The following is a 17,399-nucleotide window of genomic DNA, read 5'->3' on the forward strand; positions in this document are numbered from 1 at the left end:
TCGTGGATCCGGGCGATCCCGGACAGCTCGCTCCACATCCAACTAAATATTGATCATCGTTGATATTTCTAGCCATCGGTGCGACAGTGGATTCGGGAGCATTCGCCTCCCGATGTCCCGTACCGACGAATGGAGGATGAACAGTGCGTTCACACCAGTCCGACCAATCCGGCGGACGCCCCCGGTCAACCGCCCGCCGGTCCCTCCAGGCGCTCGTCCTGATATTCGCCATGGTGGTCGGTACGCTGCCCGTGACCAGCCCAGCCCAGGCACATGGGACGATCATCAACCCGGCGACCCGGGCGTACCAGTGCTGGAAGACGTGGGGCAGCCAGCACACAAACCCGGCCATGCAGCAGCAGGACCCGATGTGTTGGCAGGCGTTCCAGGCCAACCCGGACACCATGTGGAACTGGATGAGCGCGCTGCGCGACGGCCTCGCCGGTCAGTACCAGTCCAGCACCCCGGACGGGCAGCTGTGCAGCAACGCGCTCTCCCGGAACGACTCACTGAACCAGCCCGGGGCGTGGAAGGCGACCACCGTCAACCGCAACCTCACGGTCCAGATGTACGACCAGGCCAGCCACGGCGCCGACTTCTTCCGGGTCTACGTCACCAAGCAGGGGTTCAACCCCGCCACGCAGAAGGTCGGGTGGGGCAACCTCGACCTGATCACCACGACCGGGCGTTACGCGCCGGCACAGAACATCTCGTTCAACGTCTCGATTCCCTCCTCGCGTACCGGAAACCACGTCATGTTCGTGATCTGGAAGGCGTCGCACGCGGACCAGACCTACATGTGGTGCAGTGACATCAAGATCGCCTGAACGGCGACCTGGCACCAGTCCGGCCCAGGGCGTCGACGTCCTGGGCCGGACGCTGAGTTCCCCCCGCTTTGACGGGCGCTCGAACGGGTGACCGGGCTCTGCGGCAGTTGCCAGGTGCCGCCGCGGTCCTCCTTGGCGAAGCGTGCCACAAGGTCGGGGATGCGCGACGCGGTGGCCAGCCCGGCCCTCCAACCGCCCGCGTGTGGGACAGTGGTTCATGCCGTTGAGCGCCCATCACCTCAGAACGTCGATCGCCGTGTCCGACATACAGCGGGCGGTCGCGTTCTACGAAGGCAGACTGGGCCTGCCGGCGCTGCACTCCGGCCCCAGCGCCGACATCGCCGACGGCAGCCGCGTCTATGGTTCGGGTGGCGCGCCGGCACTGAATGTGTACCAGGCGGTCACGGCCGGAAAGACCCCGGCGACACTGGCGACATGGTATGTCGACGACATCGACCGGATCGTTGACGAACTCGTCTCCTCCGGCGTCGAGTTCATCCGCTACGACCAGTTGGAACACGACGCCAAGGGCATCACCGCTCGGGCAGGCGGTGGACGTATCGCCTGGTTCCAGGACCCGGACGGCAACACCTTCGCCCTCGAAACCGACGACTGACAGATCCGATCACGCCCGGGTCGCGACGCCATTGGCGTTAGACTCCCCGGCCATGGGACTCCTCACCTTCAGCCTCAACCTCACCCTGGACGGCTGCGTCGACCACCAGGAGGGGATCGCCGACGACGAGACGCACGCCTTCTTCACCCGTCTCATGGACGAGGGCGGGGCGATGCTGTGGGGTCGCGTCACCTACGAGATGATGGAGAGTTCCTGGCCGGCCGTCGCCCGCGGCGACCAGGAGGCGCCGCCGGCCATACGCGAGTGGGCGGCCAAGCTGGAGGCCAAACCCAAGTACGTCGTGTCGTCGACGCGCACGGACTTCCCGTGGACCAACAGCCACCACATCGCCGGCGATCTGCGCGAGGGCGTGCAGAAGCTCAAGGACGCGACCCCGGCCGGGGTCCTCCTCGGAAGCGGCAAGCTCGCGACCGAGCTCGACCGGCTGGACCTGATCGACGAGTACCGGATGCTCGTCCAGCCCAGGATCGCCGGCCACGGCCCGACCCTGTACCAGGGCGGGCTGCCCGGCACGCGCCGGCTCGAGCTGCTCTCGGCGGAGCCGTTCCGCAACGGCGTGGTGGCCGTACACTACCGCCGCGCGCGCTGAATCACGGGAGTCGACGCGTCGTCTCCGCGCCGGCCTGGTCGCGATGGTCTGATCCATCCCACGGTTGTGGATGGTGACCATCGCGACCCGGCCGTCGAGGTGAACAGTGCCCGGGACCGTCCCTACAGGCCCAGGCTGCGCAGGGTTGGCACGGTCCGCCCCACCCAGGCGAGACCGGCGTCTTCGCGGGCACCCTGGGTGCGTTGCGTGCCGGCCAGGAACCACAGGAAGTAGGTCGTGTAGCCGGGTGCGCTGACCACGGTGTGGTAGCCCTCGGGCATCATCTGCATCACGTGCTCGCGGATGGTGACGTTCTCCTCGTACCCGTCGTCGGTGTAGACCCGGCTGATACCGAACCCGTCCGCCGGGTTGACGCGGTAGTAGTACATCTCCTCGTGTGCGGCCTCGGCGGGCAGGTCGTCGACCCGGTGCCGGTGTGGCGGGTAGGTGCTCCAGTTGCCCGAGGGCGTGTAGGTCTCGCCGACGATGAGCCGGCGGGCGGGCAGCTCCGGTTGGGCGATCTCGGTGAGGATCTGGTGGTAGTTGCGGCCGAAGTTGGCTGCTCCCCACCGCCCGGTGGCGACCTGCTCCGGCGCGATGACGTAGGGGTCGGTGGCCAGTTCGCTGGGGGCGCTGGGGAGGGCGACCTCCACGTCGGTGACGGCCTCGACGGTGATCGAGGAGCCGGCCGGGAGGTAGACCGAGTGCGGTTTGCCGGAGAACACGTCCGGACGTTGGCCGACCTGCGGGAAGTGGTGGCCGGCGACGGTGAAGCTGGCGGTGCCACCGAGGATGACGGCCAGGATCTCCCGGTCACCGGACTCGCCGGTCCAGATCTCGCCGGCCGACAGCCGCAGCAGGGTGAAGTCCAACAGCCGACAGGGATTGAAGGGCAGCGTGTTCCGGCCGGCGGCGGCGGGGATCGAGCAGTGGTAGCGGTAGTCCATGGTCACCTTTCGGGATGCGGGGCGGTGCGGGTCGGTCTCGGTGGTCACCAGGGGCTGGTCCAGCCGGGGATGGTGGCGCGGGTGAGGGCTTCCAGGTAGAAGTAGTCGCCCCACAGGGTTCCCTCGTCGACGCCGACAGCCTTGGGTTTGTCGTAGACGCCGTGCAGGATCAGCGCGTTCGAGACCGGCTGGCCGCCGGTGGAGTAGTGGTCGATGAGCGACCGCAGGATCTCGGCGGCGGCCGTCCGGTACCGGCCGGCGCTGGCCGTGTCGGTGAGGTTGTCCGCGAGTTCGCGCAGGCCGCAGACGGCGATGGCCGCGGCGGAACTGTCCCGTTCCTGGCCGCTGCCGTCGCCGAACTCCAGGTCCCAGTACGCGACGCGGTCGGTGGGCAGGTGGGCGAGGAAACGGTCGGCGCAGGCGCTCGCGGCGGCGAGCAGCGCGGGATCGCCGATGTGCCGGTGGTTGAGGCTGAACCCGTAGATGCCCCAGGCCTGCCCGCGGGCCCAGCAGGAGTTGTCGGCGTGGCCCTGTTCGGTTTCGCCCCGCAGCGGCACCCCGCTGTCCGGATCCCAGTAGAAGGTGTGGAAGGTGGTGCCGTCCGGGCGCAGGATGTGCTGGCGCAGTTGAGCGGTGTGCCGGCGGGCCGCGACGGCGTAGCGGTCGTCGCCCGTGGTGTGGCTGGCCCAGAAGAGCAGCGGCGTGTTCATGAGGCTGTCGATGATGGTGCGGCCGCGTTGGCGCGGATCGTCGAGGTCGCCCCAGGCCTGGATGATCCCGGCGGGTTCGAGCACGCGCGTCATCAGGTGGTCGGCGGCGGCGAGAGCCGTGTCCCGGGCCTGCGGGTCACCGGTACGACGGGCCGGGTTGACGCAGGCGAGGGTGTAGAGGAACCCGAGGTCGTGGGTGTCCAGGTCGATGCCGTGGGTCATCCGGGACGCGAAGCTGTCCACGTGGGACAGGGCGGCCCGCAGGTGCCTGTCGTCACCGGTCAGGTCGTGCGCCAGCCAGAGCATGCCGGGCCAGAAGCTGGTGGTCCAACCGACGTTGGCGCCCTCGGGCTGGCCGCCGCTCGGCGGTCGGAGCGGGTAGCGGTCGGCGTCGGTGGTGTCCGCGGGGTACCGGTCGCCGAAGGTGGCGATGTTCGCGTCGACGGTGCGTATCGCGGCGGCCACCGCAGCCGCCACGGCCTCTGCGTCGGAGTGGGGACGGACATTGGTTGCCGTCATGGATGCTGTTCTCCCTCGTGGGTCCGGTCCGGTGCCGGGCAGGTGTGTCGTCGACGTCCCCGCTCGGTGGCCGGAACGTGGTGGTCAGGTGCGCTGGGCCGCGGCCGTCGGTGGGTCGAGGACGGCCCGCAGGGTGAAGCGGCTGTTGGCCCAGACGACGTAGAGCAGCGGCGCGGCGGCGAGGCCGAGGGCGAGCGCGGGACGGGCCGCCAGGATCTGGACGAGCAACGCGAGCACGAGCAGCGACGCGACGGTGAGGTACCACCGGCGCACCGCCAGATATCCGCAGACACGGGCCACCTCGCGCAGCGGCGCGGTGGGCCGCTCGGCGACGGTCACCAACCCGAGCAACGTGGTCGCGACGGTGAGGACGATCAGGGTCGCCAGCACCGGCAGGGCGAGGGCCCCGACCCGGTGGCCCCACGCGGCGCGGGCGTCGACGGTGAGCACGACCAGGGCCGCCATGGCTGCCGCCGTCCAGAGCATCGCCGGCCGGGCGGTGGTTCGCCAGGCGCGTCCGTAGGTGCGCAGGACGCCGCCGGAGTCGCCCGTGGAGTAGGCGGACATGACCGCGAAGACCGCACAGAGCCCGGGTGCGCAGAGCGGGGCGGTCAACGCGTAGAGCGGCCAGGAGCGCGCCGCGTCGGTGGTGAACGCGAGGGCCACCAGGGGCAGGCAGCCGAGCACCAGCAGCAGGTTGGTGACGAGCGCGACGTGGATCCCGTCGAAGACGGCGGCGATGGTGTGGTGGCGTGAGCGCATGGGCCTCACCCCTTCAGTCCGGTCGTGGCGATGCCCTCGATGAAGTGGCGTTGGCCGAGCAGGAAGATGACCGCGACGGGCAGCACGGACAGCACGGAGCCCGTCATGATCAGCGCGTACTCGGCGTTGTACTGGGAGATGAAGGTGTTCAACCCCAACTGGACGGTGCGCAGTTCCGGACTGCGCAGGTAGATCAGCGGGCCGAGGTAGTCGTTCCAGGTGGTCACGAACGTCAGCAGGGCCAGGCTGGCGAGCGCCGGCCGGGACAACGGCAGCATGATCCGTCGGTAGATGCCGTACTCGCTGAGCCCGTCGACCCGCGCCGACTCGCTGAGTTCCTCCGGGATCGTCTCGTAGAACTGCTTCATCAGGAACACGCCGAACGCGCCGAACGCCTGTAGCGCGACGATCGACCACAGGGTGTTCGACAGCTGCAACTTCGACATGAGGATGAACTGCGGGATCATGTACGACTGCCAGGGCACCGCGATCGTCCCGACGTACGCCAGGAAGAGCAGGTTGCGGCCGGGGAAGCGGACCCGGGCGAAGCCGTAGGCGGCGAAGCTGCCGGTGAGGACCTGGAGGAAGGTGACGACCACCGACAGCAGCAGGGTGTTCCGCAGCCACGTCGTCAGGTCCGAGCGCTGCCAGATGTCGAGGTAGTTCCGCCACACCACGGGATCGGGCAGCCAGGTGATCGGGATGGTGAAGACGTCGTTGTTGGTCTTCAACGACGCCAGCACCATCCAGTAGAACGGCAGCAGCAGCCCGACCGCCGCGAGCACGAGGGCGGCGTACCCGAGGAGCCGCCAGCCCCGGAGCCTGACCCGTCGGGTGGGTTTCCCGGGATCGCCGGGCGGGGCGACGGCCGGTGGGGGCACGGATAGGTCGGTCGCGGTCATCAGCTGTTCCCCCGCTTGTTGACCATGAACTGGATGACCGTGATGCCGAAGCAGATGGCGAACAGGACGATGGAGACCGCCGAGGCGTAGCCGAACTGGTTCTCCTCGAAGCCCTTCTGGTAGATGTACTGCGAGAGCACCAGTGTGGACTGGCCCGGCCCGCCGCCGGTCATCAGGAGGATGAGGTCGAAGACCTTGAAACTCTCGATGGTGAGCAGCACGGTGACGAAGAAGGTGGTGTGCCGCAGGCCGGGGATGGTCACGTGCACGAACCGCTGCCACGCCGAGGCGCCGTCGGTCTGGGCGGCCTCGTAGAGCTGGGCCGGGATGGTCTGCAGGCCGGCCAGGAACAGCAGCATGTAGTAGCCCATGTAGCGCCAGGTGCCGACGATGATGACCGCCGGCATCGACCAGGTGGACGACGTGGTCCAGCCCGGCGGGTCGTCCACCCCCACGGCGCGCAGGAGCGCGTTGACCGGCCCGTACTCCGGGCTGAACAGCTGGTTCCACACGATCGCGATCGCCACGATCGAGGTGACGTAGGGGAAGAAGGCGACGGTACGGAAGAACCGCACACCGCGCAGTTTGCGGTTGAGCAGCAGCGCAAGCCCGAGTGATGCCGCGAGGGTCAACGGAATGTGGAAGGCCGTGTAGTAGACGGTGTTGCGCAGTGCGGTCCAGAAGCTCGCGTCACCCCACATCCGCCGGAAGTTGGCGGTGCCGGTCCACTCGGCCACCCCGAAGACGTTCCAGCTGGTGAAGGCCACGTAGAACAGCACCGCGACGGGTAGCAGGGTGAGCACGGCGAAGCCGACGAAGTTGGGCAGGATGAACGACCAACCGGTGACCGTGTTGCGCCACACCAGACGCCGGTTCCTGGGTCGCGTGCGCGGCAGTGTTGCCATAGGGAGTCTCCGGGAGCGTTCGGCGTGGCGGCGGGTCCGGCATGCGGCAGAGACGCGCGCCGGGCCCGCCGTGAGCTCACTGGTTGAGGACCTCGTTCTTGGCGCGGGTCTGCGCCTCGCTCAGCGCCGCGTCGACGCCCTTGCTGTCGGACAGGATCGCCGAGTGCGTCTCGTTGAGGAGATTCTGCAGGCCGGCGGTGTGCTTCGAGACGGGGTTCTCCGGCTTGATCGTGTGCTTGGCGTAGGCGAACTTCGACAGTTCGTCCTGCGGCACGCCGTCCAGCCCGAACAGCGTCGCGGTGACCGCGTCGGTGACCTGGGCCGGGGTGATGCCGATCCCGGCCAGCGCCTTGCCGGCATCCGGGCCGGCCGCGTACTGGAGGAAGGCCTTGGCCGCGGCGACCTTCGACTTACTGATCTTCGGGTTGATCCCCAGGCCGGTCGGGTCGCCGAAGGTGACGGGGGTGGCGGAGGTGCCGGTGGTGGACTTGTCGAACTGCGGCGCCGGGGCGATCCCCCACTGGAACGTGTCGGCGTCACCGCTCTTGCGCTGGTTGAGCAGCGTGGCCACGTACCAGGTGCCCATCGGCAGCATCGCCGACTGCTGCTTGCCGAACTGCGCCTGGTAGGTGAGCTTGTTGGTCTTCGCGGTGCCGAAGGTCGGCTGCGCGCCGGCCGCCTGCAGGTCCAGCGACCGCTCGTAGTACGGCTTCAGGTAGCCGAAGTCCCCGGAGAGCAGATCCGCGCCGGGGGTCTGGGCGAGCGCGAAACCCTGCACCGTCGACTGGAAGGTGTGCTGGTACGCGCCTGTCGCGTTCGAGCCGGCCGCCTTCAGCCCGGTGTGCAGCCGCTTCGTCGCGTCGGTGTAGTCGTCCCAGGTCCAACTGCCGTCCGGCGGCGCCACCTTCGCCTTCGCGAACAGGTCCTTGTTGTAGAACAGCACCCACGAGTCCTGCCGGTACGGCACCGCGTACGCCTTGCCGTCCACCTGGAACGACGCGAGCGCCGGGCCCGAGCCGAGACCGGAGGTGGCGTCGGAGACGTCGAGCAGCTGACCGCCGCTCTGGTACGTGTAGAAGTTCCTGAGGTTCTTCATCACGTAGACGTCCGGAGCGGTGCCGGCGGCCAGGTCAGTGATCATCTGGGTGTCGTAGTCGTTGCCCGGGGCGTACTCCTTGAGCTCCACCGTCACGTTCGGGTGGGTCGCCTTGAAGCCGTCGGCGAGCGTCTTGAACTCGGGCGTGGACGCCAGGCTCCAGCCGGCCAGGGTGATCGTCACGGGGGCGTCGGGGTCGACTGGCTCGTCTCCGCCGCCACAACCGGCGAGAACAAGCGTCAGGGCCGCCGCGGCGCTGATGACGGCAGGTATCGCGCGCTTCATCCCTTTCTCCTTCAGGTCAGGGGCCCAGCGGGGCCCGTACTGCTACCAGGCCGGGTGGGCCCGGCATGCTCGGTGTCCAGCCGGGTCGACGTGCGGATCCCGTCGGGCCAGTCGACTGCCAGGTGGAGGCCGTCGACGTCCTCGTCGGCCACGACCCGGCATGCCTGCCCGGCCGTGGCTGCCGGCACCGTGGACAGCTCGATGAGGGCGACGACCCATGCGCCCGGCCGGACGGGGTGGTCCAGCCAGGGCACCACCGGGTCGCCGGCCAGCGGCCCGCCGTGCGCAACGGCGGTGGCACCGGCCGTTCCGCCGCCGTGAACGCTGTCGAGCGTGCTGGTCAGGCCGGCCCCGGTCACGGCCGCCACCCGGTCGCCCAGGGTCACCGTCGCGTCCCCGGCAACGGCCCAGCCGCCGATCCGTAGCCGCAGCGCAGCCGCCTCGACACCGTCGGCGAGGTCGTCGACGCGGGTCAGCCGGAGCTCCCAGGGGCCGCGGACCAGCGAGTACACAGTGAGGTGCCCGGCCGGGCGGGACCGGCCCAGGCGGCCGCCGCCGTGATCACGCTGACCGGGATCCGGGTCGACCCAGTGGACGAGGGCACGTGATCCGGCCACTCCCACGCCGTCGGTGTCGACGTGCACGGTCAACAGGCGCATGCCGGCGCGGTGGGTGACCCGACCCGCGTCGTCGACGAGGGTGACGGACTGGTCGAGCGGACTGACCCAGCCGCTGGCGTCGAGGACCGGGCTGGTGGCGGTGGAGTAGCCCAGCCGGGCGTAGAGCGGGGAGTCTGCGACGGTGGCACCCTCGACGGCGTGGTCGGTGCCGTGGTTGACGACGCGGACGACCCCGTCGGCGCGGGTGCCGGAGACCAGCCAGCCGGGCGCCCGTATCGCCCGCACCGTGTCCCGCTCCTCGACCGGCAGCGGCTCCTCGGGGGTCGTCCAGACCGGATGGTCGGCGGGGAGCGCGATGCCGAGCAGACCTTTGCTGGCCCAGTACGGTGAGCCCGGCCCGGAGTACGACTGCGCCAGTCGCGGCCACGGCCCGTGCCAGCCGAGGGTGAGTAGGCCGCGTTCGTCCACGGCGCCGTGGGTGACGAAGTGGCGCACGATGCGGGTGGCCGCGCGCCGCAACTGGCCGAGGCTGACCGAGGACACGCCGGCGATGGCCCCGACCCAGAACGGCGCCGCCGCGGCGAAGCGGTAGATCAGGCTTCGTCCCTGGATCAACGGTGATCCGTCGGCGCCCACGAGCGCGACCGCGTCACTCAGGAAACGGTCGAGGCCGGCCAGGTCACGTTCGCGGCGCTGCTCGGCCAGGTCCGCGGCGCCGGCCATGCGCGCCCAGAGCGTCGGGTACAGGTGCAGGGCCCAACCCACATAGTGGTCGTAGGCGCGGTCCGGACCGTCGGACATCCAGCCGTCCCCGCGGGCGAAACCGTCGTGCGTGCGCAGGTCCTCGGCCATCTCGTCGAGCGAGTGCGGCCCGCCGACCGAACGCAGGAACGTCTGTACGACCAGCCGGAACCAGACCCAGTTGATCCGTGGGTACGTGTCGTCGCCGACAGCCGGGCGCAGATAGTCCACCACCCGCTCCCGCACCGCGGACGGCAACCGGTCCCAGAGCCACGGCCGGGTCAGGTCCAGGACCAGGGCGATCGAGGCGGCCTCCACCTTCGCCTGGGGGTGCTCGTCCAAGCGCACCCAGCGGTCCGGAGAGCTCGGGTCGGTGCCGGCGGCGATGCCGGTCGCGTACCGGTCCACGAGCTCGTCCACGCCCACTCCCTGGGCGCCCGCGATGCGGAAGCCGGCCAGCAGGAAGGTGCGAGCGAACCCCTCCAGGCCGTCGACGGCCCGCCCGTAACCGCCCTCCGGCCCGGGAAGGGTGACGAGGGCGTGGCCGGGCGACGCGAACGGCCGGACGGCGGCGAGCATCCGGTCGGCGAGGGCCAGCCAGTCGTCCCGGTGCCAGGTCGCGGCGGTGGGGGCAGCGGGGTTCGTTCCCGGTGCCAGCCGGCCGGCCGGTCCGGACGTCATCCGAGGTCCTGTCGCATCAAGCCGTCTCCGTGGAAGGTGGCGAGCGGTGCGTTGCCCATGAATGTGACGTACGGACATCCGCCGGGTTTCCGAAGTAAAACGCTCACATCAGAGCAAGTCAATGCTCTTCTCAAACCCGTACGGACACAATCGATCGGGAGAGCACAGAACGCTACGCCGACCGACCAAGTGCTCTGATACGATCACAATCGCTCACAGTCGCTCTACCGTCCGAGGGGTCATGACCGCCGCAGACCGCTTCGCGGACCCGCTGGCTGCGGCGTGGCGCGATCACCGCACGGAACTACCGGCACGGGTGCTCGCACTACCGGCACGGGTGCTCGCGTCGCCGTACGACGACGGCGGGGACCTCGACCCGGACCAGGCGACCTCACCGCCCCACATCCACCCGCTCGTCGCCGGCCGGCCGGCGAACCCGTCCGCACCCGGCAAGAAACTCACGCCGCACCAAGCGTTCCCCGGAGGTCCCCCATGACCAAGGACAGTCCTGTCGTCGCCACGGCGGAGGGATCCCGAGGGCCGCTTCAGGTCGCCCGCCGCCAGCAACTGTTGGCCGCCCTGCAACGGGACGGCGCGATGCGCATCTCCGACCTGTCCCACGTGCTGGGCGCCGCGCCGGTCACCATCCGGCGTGACGTTGCAGACCTGGCCGCCGAGGGTCTGGTTCGCCGCGTCCACGGTGGGGTCGCCCTGATCCTGCCGGACGACGCCGCGGCAGCAGACGAGGCACCGGTCGCCGGCCTGGACCCGCTGGTCGGACGCGCCCTCGGCATGCTCGTGCCCTCGTTGGACTACTACTGGCCGGACGTGGCTCGCGGCGTCGAGGGAGCAGCCCGCGAGCTCGACATGCGCGTGGTCCTGCGCGGCTCCTCCTACGACACCGAGGACGACCAGCCGCAACTGGCCCGTCTCGTGGAGCGGATGGGCGTCGACGCGCTCATCATCGCGCCGAGCATGGACGCGCCGAGCGCCGAGCGCACCATCGAGTGGCTCGCCCAGGTCGGCGTCCCGGTCGTGCTGCTGGAACGCACTGCCACGGTAGGCAGCCACCACGCGGTCATGGAGTCGGTGGTCACCGACCACGCACTCGGTGCGGCCATGGCGGTACGCCACCTGACCTCGCTCGGACACCGCAAGGTCGGTCTGGTGCTCGACGCCAACAGCCCCACCAGCCAGCACATCCGGCGCGGCTGGCGCGACGCCACGACCGAGTGCGGCCTCGACTCGGACGCGACAGTGGTGGCCGTGGTGCCCGACGCACGCTCACCGGAGCGGGACACCGTACTCAACGACGTCCTCGACAGGTGCCAGGCGACCGGGACGACGGCTCTGCTGGTGCACGCCGACGCCGAAGCCGTCGCCCTGGTGCAGCACTGCGAGGAGCGGCAGCTCTCCGTTCCCGGCGACCTCTCCATCGTGGCGTACGACGACGAGGTCGCCGGGCTCTTCAGCCCGCCGCTGACCGCCGTCCGACCGCCTCGACGCTCGATCGGACGGGCCGCCGTGCGGCTCGTCGCCGACCGGCTCGTCGACCCCGGCCGCCCCACCCACCGGATCGTCATCAGCCCGTCACTGCGGATCCGGGAATCGACAGCGCCGCCTCCCGCCTAGGTGCTCTTCCGTCCTGGATCGCCACCCGAGTCCAAGCCCCGGACCCTCGAACGAACCGGCCGTCCGCATCTGCCGGAATGGCTTTCCGGACGTATTCCGTCACCGGGTCGGGAATCCGCACCCCGAAACCCCCACGGCGGATGAACCTGCCGTACCGTCCAAGGGCGAGCGGCCCGCCGGGCTGGTCGCCCGGTGGCACCGACGACACTCTCGGTACGGCCACTGGTGGCCACGACCGTCCAGCCGACCGCCAGGAGCAGTCGCGCGAGCGCCACCGCACAGCCGACGCCGCGTTGTCCAGCCGCGGGATCGAATTGAAGGGTTCTTTCTGGGGTCCACTTTTCAACCCCTAATTGAATGGCCAAGCCCTTGCCTGTTTCGCAATTTCCGGGCTATTTTCTCCGGGTTTACCGCAAGCTGTGCGGAGGAGAGCGCCCGTGGATCTCACCCTGACCTTCGACGCCGCGTACGCGGCACACGCCGCAGTCGTCATGTCGACGGTCGCCGAGTCGAACCCGGGCGAGCCGCTCAGGTACTGGCTCATCGCGGCGGACGACGTGTCGACCTCCTCCCGGGCCGCTCTCGTCAAGGCGGCGGGTCCACACGCCTGCGTCGAGTACCTGAAGGTGGACACCTCCACTGTCGACCTGCCCAAGGGGAAGGACCCCTTGATGGCGTACCTCTCCCCGGCGATGTACCTGCGCCTGCTGGTGCCCGCCGCGCTCCCGCCGGACGTGGAGCGGGTGCTCTACCTCGACTGCGACACCCTGTGCACGAACAGCCTCCAGCCGCTGTTCGAGGTGGACATGGGTGGCGTCCCGCTCGGCGCGGTCCGCGACCCGTTCAACCGCCGGCTGTACGACATGGGGGGCATCCCGGGCCTGTCGTCGTACGAGCACCTCGACCCACGGGGGTCCTACTTCAACTCCGGGGTGCTGCTGATCGACGTCGGCCGGTGGAAGGAATGCGAGGCGTCCGAGAAGGCGTTGGCCTACCTCATCCGCCACGCACACGAGTCGCGATACCCGGACCAGGACGCCCTCAACTACGCCACCTACGGCAACTGGCTGCGGATGTCCCACCGGTGGAACGACCTGATGGCCTGGCGGCTGGAGCCGGAGTACGGCGGCAAACTCAGCGACTCGGCCGTGCTCCACATGGCCGGACCGGTGAAGCCGTGGCAGCCCGGTTTCCCCAAGGGCGCCCGGCGGGACCTGTACTGGCGGCACCGGCGCAGCACCGGAGCACTGACCCGGACCTTCGGCAGGTGACCGCCGGTCGCACCCCTGAGGGGTCCCGCCCGACGTGACGACCTGCCACGCCACGTCGGAGAGCTGGGCGTCACGGGTACGGACCCGGTGCCGGAGCCGGGCGTCGTGCCGGCCCGCGCCGGACACCGGATCCGGGACCGGTCGCGGCTACTCGGCGATCCGGGTACGGCCGCTCCACTGGAAGACCACGGGCGTGCCGTCGACGACGCCTGTGGTGTCCCGCTCGAAGTGCTCGTACCCTCCGTAGTGAGGTAGCTTGATCTTGTGCTCCACCAGGGGGACCCGGTGGCTGCGCAGTTCGGCCGGCAGGGTGGTGGGCCCACCCTCCAGGACCGCGTCGACGATCCCGCCGGCCTCCCGGCTGATGTCGGTCCCTACCGGGGCTGAGGGGGCGATCCGGTCGTCATCGTCGACGAAGGGATCCGCCGTCCGGACTGTCGGGGCGGGATCGAAAGAACCTGTCATCGCACGACCTCCGTCGCTCGTCGTTCCGCCTCGCCATGCGCCGGTCCTTGCCGCGGCGCCGGTGCCGACGGGAGGGCCGTCGCGTCCCGTGACACCGGAGACGCAAGCGGCGGGACCAGTGGTTCCGCCGCAGGTGAGACGGCCTCTCGTCCGCCACGAACGTAATCCAGGTCACACTGCGACGAGAACCCTTAGCCGCCCCCTAGCGTGGTTTCACCGGTGTGGCGGGGCCGCGCCGGCCACCGGCGAGCCCGACGGACGGCGCGCCCGCGCAACCTCACTCCCAGCGGAAGAAACGGACCGCCAGTAGGCAGCCGACCACGGCGGTGACCGCCAGGGCCATCAGCTGCGGTACGGCCGGAGCGTCCCCCGCCCAGGCCGCCGCGATGGTGTCCACGGTGGCCCCGAGCGGCGAGTAGTCCCCGATCCTCGCCAGCACTGTCGGCATCTGGTCGCGCGGCAGCCAGGCCCCGGCGAGGAAGAGCAACGGGAAGAAGAGCGTCGGCCCGATGGACTGGGCCGACCGGGCCGAGGGGGCGAGCGCGGCGATGAGCAGACCCAGCCCGAACAGGCAGGCCACCCCGAGAAGGAAGGCCAGCACGAAGCCCGGCACGTTGGCCGGGGCCGGCTGGTCCAGCAGGAAGCGGACGCCGATGGCGGTCACCACCGCACCGGCGACACCCATGGCCAGGTTGACCACCACCTGCGCGACGAGCAGCAGGGCGGGGTTGACCGGCGTGGTGGCGAGCCGGCGCAGCACCCGCCGTTCCCGGTAGATGCCCAACGCCATCGGCAGGGTGAACAGGGCGAGCATCCCGATGGTGAGGGAGAGCGCGAGGGCCGGCAGGAACGTCAGCTCGCCGTGCTGACCGGTGCTCCCCTGCGTCGCCCCGCGCGAGGGGAGCCCGAACACGAGCATCAGTCCCAGCGGCAGGGCGAAGACGAAGAACAACGACACCGGCTCACGCAGGAACAGCTTGGCCTCGACCGCGACGAGCTTGGACAGGGCGTTCACGATGACCTCTCGTCGATCGTCTGGGGGGCACCGGTCTGGCCGGCACGACCGGTCAGGGAGACGAAGGCGTCGTCCAGGGTGGGCTGCTCCACACGCAGCCCGCTGTAGCGGACCCTCCGGTCGGCCAGCGCGGAGAGCACCGCCTGGGCCACGCCTTCGGGACCGGCCACGGTCACCTCGTCGCCGCTGCGACGCACGCCGGTCACTTCGGGCAGCGTGTCGAGCACCGCCTCGTCGAGCGGGTCGAGCGGCCGGAAGTGCACCTGGTGGGCCGAGCCGACGCGGGCGAGCAGACCGGACGGGGTGTCGATGGCGACGACCCGACCACCGTCGATCACGGCGAGCCGGTCGCAGAGCCGCTCCGCCTCCTCCATGAAGTGCGTGACCAGCATGACCGTCACACCACTGTCGCGGATCCGTTCGACCAGGTTCCAGGTGTCCCGCCGGCCCTGCGGGTCGAGCCCGGTGGTCAGCTCGTCCAGGATCGCGATCTCCGGTCGCCCGACCAGCGCCAGGGCCACCGAAAGCCGCTGCTTCTGGCCGCCGGACAGCTTGTGGAAGGCGGTGTCGCGCTGACCGGTCAGCCCGAGGTCGGCCAGGAGTTGGTCGATGTCGGCCCGGTTGCGGTAGAAGGACCGGTACAGATCCAGGGCCTCGCGTACGCGCAGCTTGTCGGGGAGTTGACTCTCCTGCAACTGGGCACCGACCCGCTGGCGCACCTCCGTGCGGTCCCGCACCGGGTCGAGACCGAGCACCCGGATTTGGCCGCCGTCGGCCCGGCGCAGTCCCTGCACGCACTCGACGGTGGTGGTCTTCCCGGCACCGTTCGGGCCGACCACGCCGAATATCTCGCCCTGCTCCACAGTGAGGGAGACGTCCTCGACAGCGACCTTGTCGCCGTACCGTTTGTGCAGGTGCTCGACTTCGATGACCGGCATGGGTGGTCCTCCGTCACGTGCGGCTGCCGTGGTGAGGGCGGGACCCTCGGAATGTCGGCGTCGGTGAGTGGAACGGTCCGGAATCGACCCGGGGGCCGACACCGCCCATCATCCGGGTAACCGCGGCGGTGATCAACCCGTCGGGGGACGGATCGGGGTGTAGACCCGGAACCACCGGCCCGTCAGGGGTTCTACGGGTTCACGCGGAGTGTCCGTCCTGTCCGGTCAGCCGCCGAGGCAGAGGGCGGCCAACTCCCCGATCCGGGTCACAGTGACGTCCGGGGCAGCGGCCCGGAGGGTCTCCGCGTCCGACTCGCCCCAGAGGGCGGCCACCGCGACCACTCCGGCGCTCCGGGCGCTGGCCAGGTCGGCCGGCGCGTCACCGACCATCAGCGCGCGTCCGGGTGGCACGTCCAGCAGGTCGAGGGCCCGGCGGACGATGTCCGGGGCGGGCTTGGGCCGGGGCACCTCGTCCGCGCCGACCACGTGGTCGACCAGGGGCAGCAGACCGACCCGGTCCAGCACGAAGCGGGCCCGTTCCCCGCTGCGGCCGGTCGCCACGGCCAGGCCGATGCCGTGCCCGCGCAGCTCGCGGAGGAGTTCCGGCACGCCGGGCACCGGTGTGACCAGGTGCGCCAGGCGGTTGCTCTCGCGCGCGAACGGCTCCGCCATCGCCGCCGGCAGGCCCATCAGCCGCAGCACCTCCGGCAGGTAGCGACCAGGGTGGCGACAGTACTCGTCGACCGGGACGACGCCCTCGCCGACCACCTCGCGGTAGGCGAGGGTGAACGCCGCACGGGCCACGGCGAGACTGTCGACGAGCACACCGTCGAGGTCGAGCACGACCGCGCGGACCCCGTCGGGGACGACCGTCCCTCCCACCGCCCCCACCGGACCCCCGGAACCGGACACCGGTCCCACCTCCTCCACCACGACGGCACGACGACGCCCGGACCGATCGATGGGGGTGGCCGACCCCGGGCGGCCCGACCACGGTCGGGGCTCCGGCCGGACGCGTAGGGGCCTCCCGACCGCCCACCGACCGTACCGGGGCCGGCGCCGCCACCGGCCGGCGGCACGCCACCGGGTGGCCCGCGCGGAAGGAGCGCCATCGTGCCGCTGCCGAGCTGGCTGTCCTAGTCCACCGACGAGCGGCCGGACGCGCTCCGCGTCGACGACCGGTCGGTGTCCTGGGTGGAGCTGTGCCCCCGGCTGGTCGACGACCTCTCCCGCAACGCGGTGGGCACGGTGCGGAACAACCTGCTCACCGACGCCTGACACCCGCCGTGGTGGCTACCCGGGCCCCTCCTGCCGTCTGGTGACGAGGAGGGGCCCGGCACCATCCCGACCCGGGCGAAACCGGGTCGGGAGGGTGACGGTGGTGAGGATCAGTCCGTCCTCGACCAGGAACCGGCCGGGGAAGGTGGTCACCTCCGTGCCGTCCAGCACCGGCCCGGGCACGAGCAGTCGGGCCGCGAACGTCCCGTCCGGTTCGACCACGATGTCCGCCTCGGAGAAGTCCAACCAGCGGCCGGTCAGCGGGAACCATGCCTTGTAGACCGACTCCTTCGCGCTGAACAGCAGGCGGTCCCAGCACACCGTCGGGTCGGTGGCGCGCAGCGCTGCCGTACGCGCCCGCTCGGTGGGCAGCGCGATCGCGTCGAGCACGCCGTCAGGCAGCGCCGCGTGCGGTTCGGCGTCGACCCCGACGGAGACGACCGAGGTCGCGGGGGCGAGGGCTGCGCACCGGTAGCCGTCACAGTGGGTCATGCTGCCGACCACCCCGGCCGGCCAGATGGGGACGCCCGGGCTCCACCGGGGCCGGACCTGGAGCTCAGGCCGGCGGCTCCTCCGGCC

At 70.5% G+C, this 17,399-nt stretch carries 18 protein-coding genes; 6 read left to right on the plus strand and 12 right to left on the minus strand.

Going from position 1 to position 17,399, the window contains the following annotated elements; translation table 11 throughout:
• Positions 1-251 precede the first annotated feature (251 nt).
• From OHQ87_RS12960 to OHQ87_RS12970, 3 genes are all read left to right on the plus strand, one after another.
• Complete coding sequence (locus OHQ87_RS12960) at positions 252-827, plus strand: lytic polysaccharide monooxygenase auxiliary activity family 9 protein (protein WP_328348190.1); 576 nt, start codon at positions 252-254, stop codon at positions 825-827.
• A 217-nt stretch (positions 828-1,044) separates the two neighbouring features.
• Positions 1,045-1,443, plus strand: coding sequence for a VOC family protein (locus OHQ87_RS12965; RefSeq protein WP_328348191.1), 399 nt, complete (start codon positions 1,045-1,047; stop codon positions 1,441-1,443).
• 52 nt (positions 1,444-1,495) lie between these two features.
• Positions 1,496-2,053 (plus strand): dihydrofolate reductase family protein, encoded by a 558-nt coding sequence (locus tag OHQ87_RS12970; RefSeq protein WP_328348193.1) that lies wholly within the window; start codon positions 1,496-1,498, stop codon positions 2,051-2,053.
• Between the two features lie 122 nt (positions 2,054-2,175).
• On the opposite strand, the gene iolB is transcribed toward OHQ87_RS12970, so the two are convergent.
• The 7 genes from iolB to OHQ87_RS13005 all read right to left on the minus strand — a co-directional run bounded on the left by iolB (position 2,176) and on the right by OHQ87_RS13005 (position 10,221).
• Complete coding sequence (gene iolB / locus OHQ87_RS12975; protein ID WP_328348195.1) at positions 2,176-3,048, minus strand: 5-deoxy-glucuronate isomerase; 873 nt, start codon at positions 3,046-3,048, stop codon at positions 2,176-2,178.
• A complete protein-coding gene (locus tag OHQ87_RS12980; protein ID WP_328348197.1) occupies positions 3,045-4,229 on the minus strand; it encodes a glycoside hydrolase family 88 protein in 1,185 nt (394 codons plus the stop codon). The genes iolB and OHQ87_RS12980 overlap by 4 nt, the downstream gene beginning before the upstream one ends.
• A gap of 84 nt (positions 4,230-4,313) precedes the next feature.
• Positions 4,314-4,991, minus strand: coding sequence for a hypothetical protein (locus tag OHQ87_RS12985; protein ID WP_328348199.1), 678 nt, complete (start codon positions 4,989-4,991; stop codon positions 4,314-4,316).
• Between the two features lie 5 nt (positions 4,992-4,996).
• On the minus strand, positions 4,997-5,893 hold the full coding sequence (locus OHQ87_RS12990) for a carbohydrate ABC transporter permease (protein WP_328348201.1): 897 nt from the start codon (positions 5,891-5,893) through the stop codon (positions 4,997-4,999).
• Positions 5,893-6,756: a carbohydrate ABC transporter permease gene (locus OHQ87_RS12995; protein WP_328348203.1), complete on the minus strand. Its 864-nt coding sequence runs from the start codon at positions 6,754-6,756 to the stop codon at positions 5,893-5,895. Before OHQ87_RS12995 ends, OHQ87_RS12990 begins: the two co-directional genes overlap by 1 nt.
• Before the next feature lie 118 nt (positions 6,757-6,874).
• Complete coding sequence (locus OHQ87_RS13000; RefSeq protein WP_328348205.1) at positions 6,875-8,179, minus strand: ABC transporter substrate-binding protein; 1,305 nt, start codon at positions 8,177-8,179, stop codon at positions 6,875-6,877.
• 11 nt (positions 8,180-8,190) lie between these two features.
• Positions 8,191-10,221: a DUF2264 domain-containing protein gene (locus tag OHQ87_RS13005; RefSeq protein ID WP_328348207.1), complete on the minus strand. Its 2,031-nt coding sequence runs from the start codon at positions 10,219-10,221 to the stop codon at positions 8,191-8,193.
• Positions 10,222-10,462: 241 nt separating this feature from the next.
• Between OHQ87_RS13005 and OHQ87_RS13010 the strand changes: the two genes are divergently transcribed.
• From OHQ87_RS13010 to OHQ87_RS13020, 3 genes are all read left to right on the plus strand, one after another.
• A complete protein-coding gene (locus tag OHQ87_RS13010; protein ID WP_328348209.1) occupies positions 10,463-10,717 on the plus strand; it encodes a hypothetical protein in 255 nt (84 codons plus the stop codon).
• Positions 10,714-11,853, plus strand: a complete 1,140-nt coding sequence (locus OHQ87_RS13015) for a substrate-binding domain-containing protein (protein ID WP_328348211.1) — start codon at positions 10,714-10,716, stop codon at positions 11,851-11,853. The genes OHQ87_RS13010 and OHQ87_RS13015 overlap by 4 nt, the downstream gene beginning before the upstream one ends.
• Positions 11,854-12,290: 437 nt before the next feature.
• Positions 12,291-13,124, plus strand: a complete 834-nt coding sequence (locus tag OHQ87_RS13020; protein WP_328348213.1) for a glycosyltransferase family 8 protein — start codon at positions 12,291-12,293, stop codon at positions 13,122-13,124.
• 147 nt (positions 13,125-13,271) lie between these two features.
• On the opposite strand, the gene OHQ87_RS13025 is transcribed toward OHQ87_RS13020, so the two are convergent.
• The 5 genes from OHQ87_RS13025 to OHQ87_RS13045 all read right to left on the minus strand — a co-directional run bounded on the left by OHQ87_RS13025 (position 13,272) and on the right by OHQ87_RS13045 (position 17,339).
• Positions 13,272-13,589: a DUF5988 family protein gene (locus OHQ87_RS13025; RefSeq protein WP_328348215.1), complete on the minus strand. Its 318-nt coding sequence runs from the start codon at positions 13,587-13,589 to the stop codon at positions 13,272-13,274.
• A gap of 277 nt (positions 13,590-13,866) precedes the next feature.
• Positions 13,867-14,604, minus strand: coding sequence for an ABC transporter permease (locus OHQ87_RS13030; protein WP_328348217.1), 738 nt, complete (start codon positions 14,602-14,604; stop codon positions 13,867-13,869).
• Positions 14,601-15,542, minus strand: a complete 942-nt coding sequence (locus OHQ87_RS13035; RefSeq protein WP_328348219.1) for an ABC transporter ATP-binding protein — start codon at positions 15,540-15,542, stop codon at positions 14,601-14,603. Before OHQ87_RS13035 ends, OHQ87_RS13030 begins: the two co-directional genes overlap by 4 nt.
• Positions 15,543-15,767: 225 nt before the next feature.
• Positions 15,768-16,433 (minus strand): HAD-IA family hydrolase, encoded by a 666-nt coding sequence (locus tag OHQ87_RS13040; RefSeq protein WP_442930819.1) that lies wholly within the window; start codon positions 16,431-16,433, stop codon positions 15,768-15,770.
• A 402-nt stretch (positions 16,434-16,835) separates the two neighbouring features.
• Complete coding sequence (locus OHQ87_RS13045; protein WP_328348832.1) at positions 16,836-17,339, minus strand: 4'-phosphopantetheinyl transferase family protein; 504 nt, start codon at positions 17,337-17,339, stop codon at positions 16,836-16,838.
• Between the last annotated feature and the right edge of the window lie 60 nt (positions 17,340-17,399).

The organism is Micromonospora sp. NBC_00421, assembly GCF_036017915.1.
Taxonomy (GTDB): domain Bacteria; phylum Actinomycetota; class Actinomycetes; order Mycobacteriales; family Micromonosporaceae; genus Micromonospora.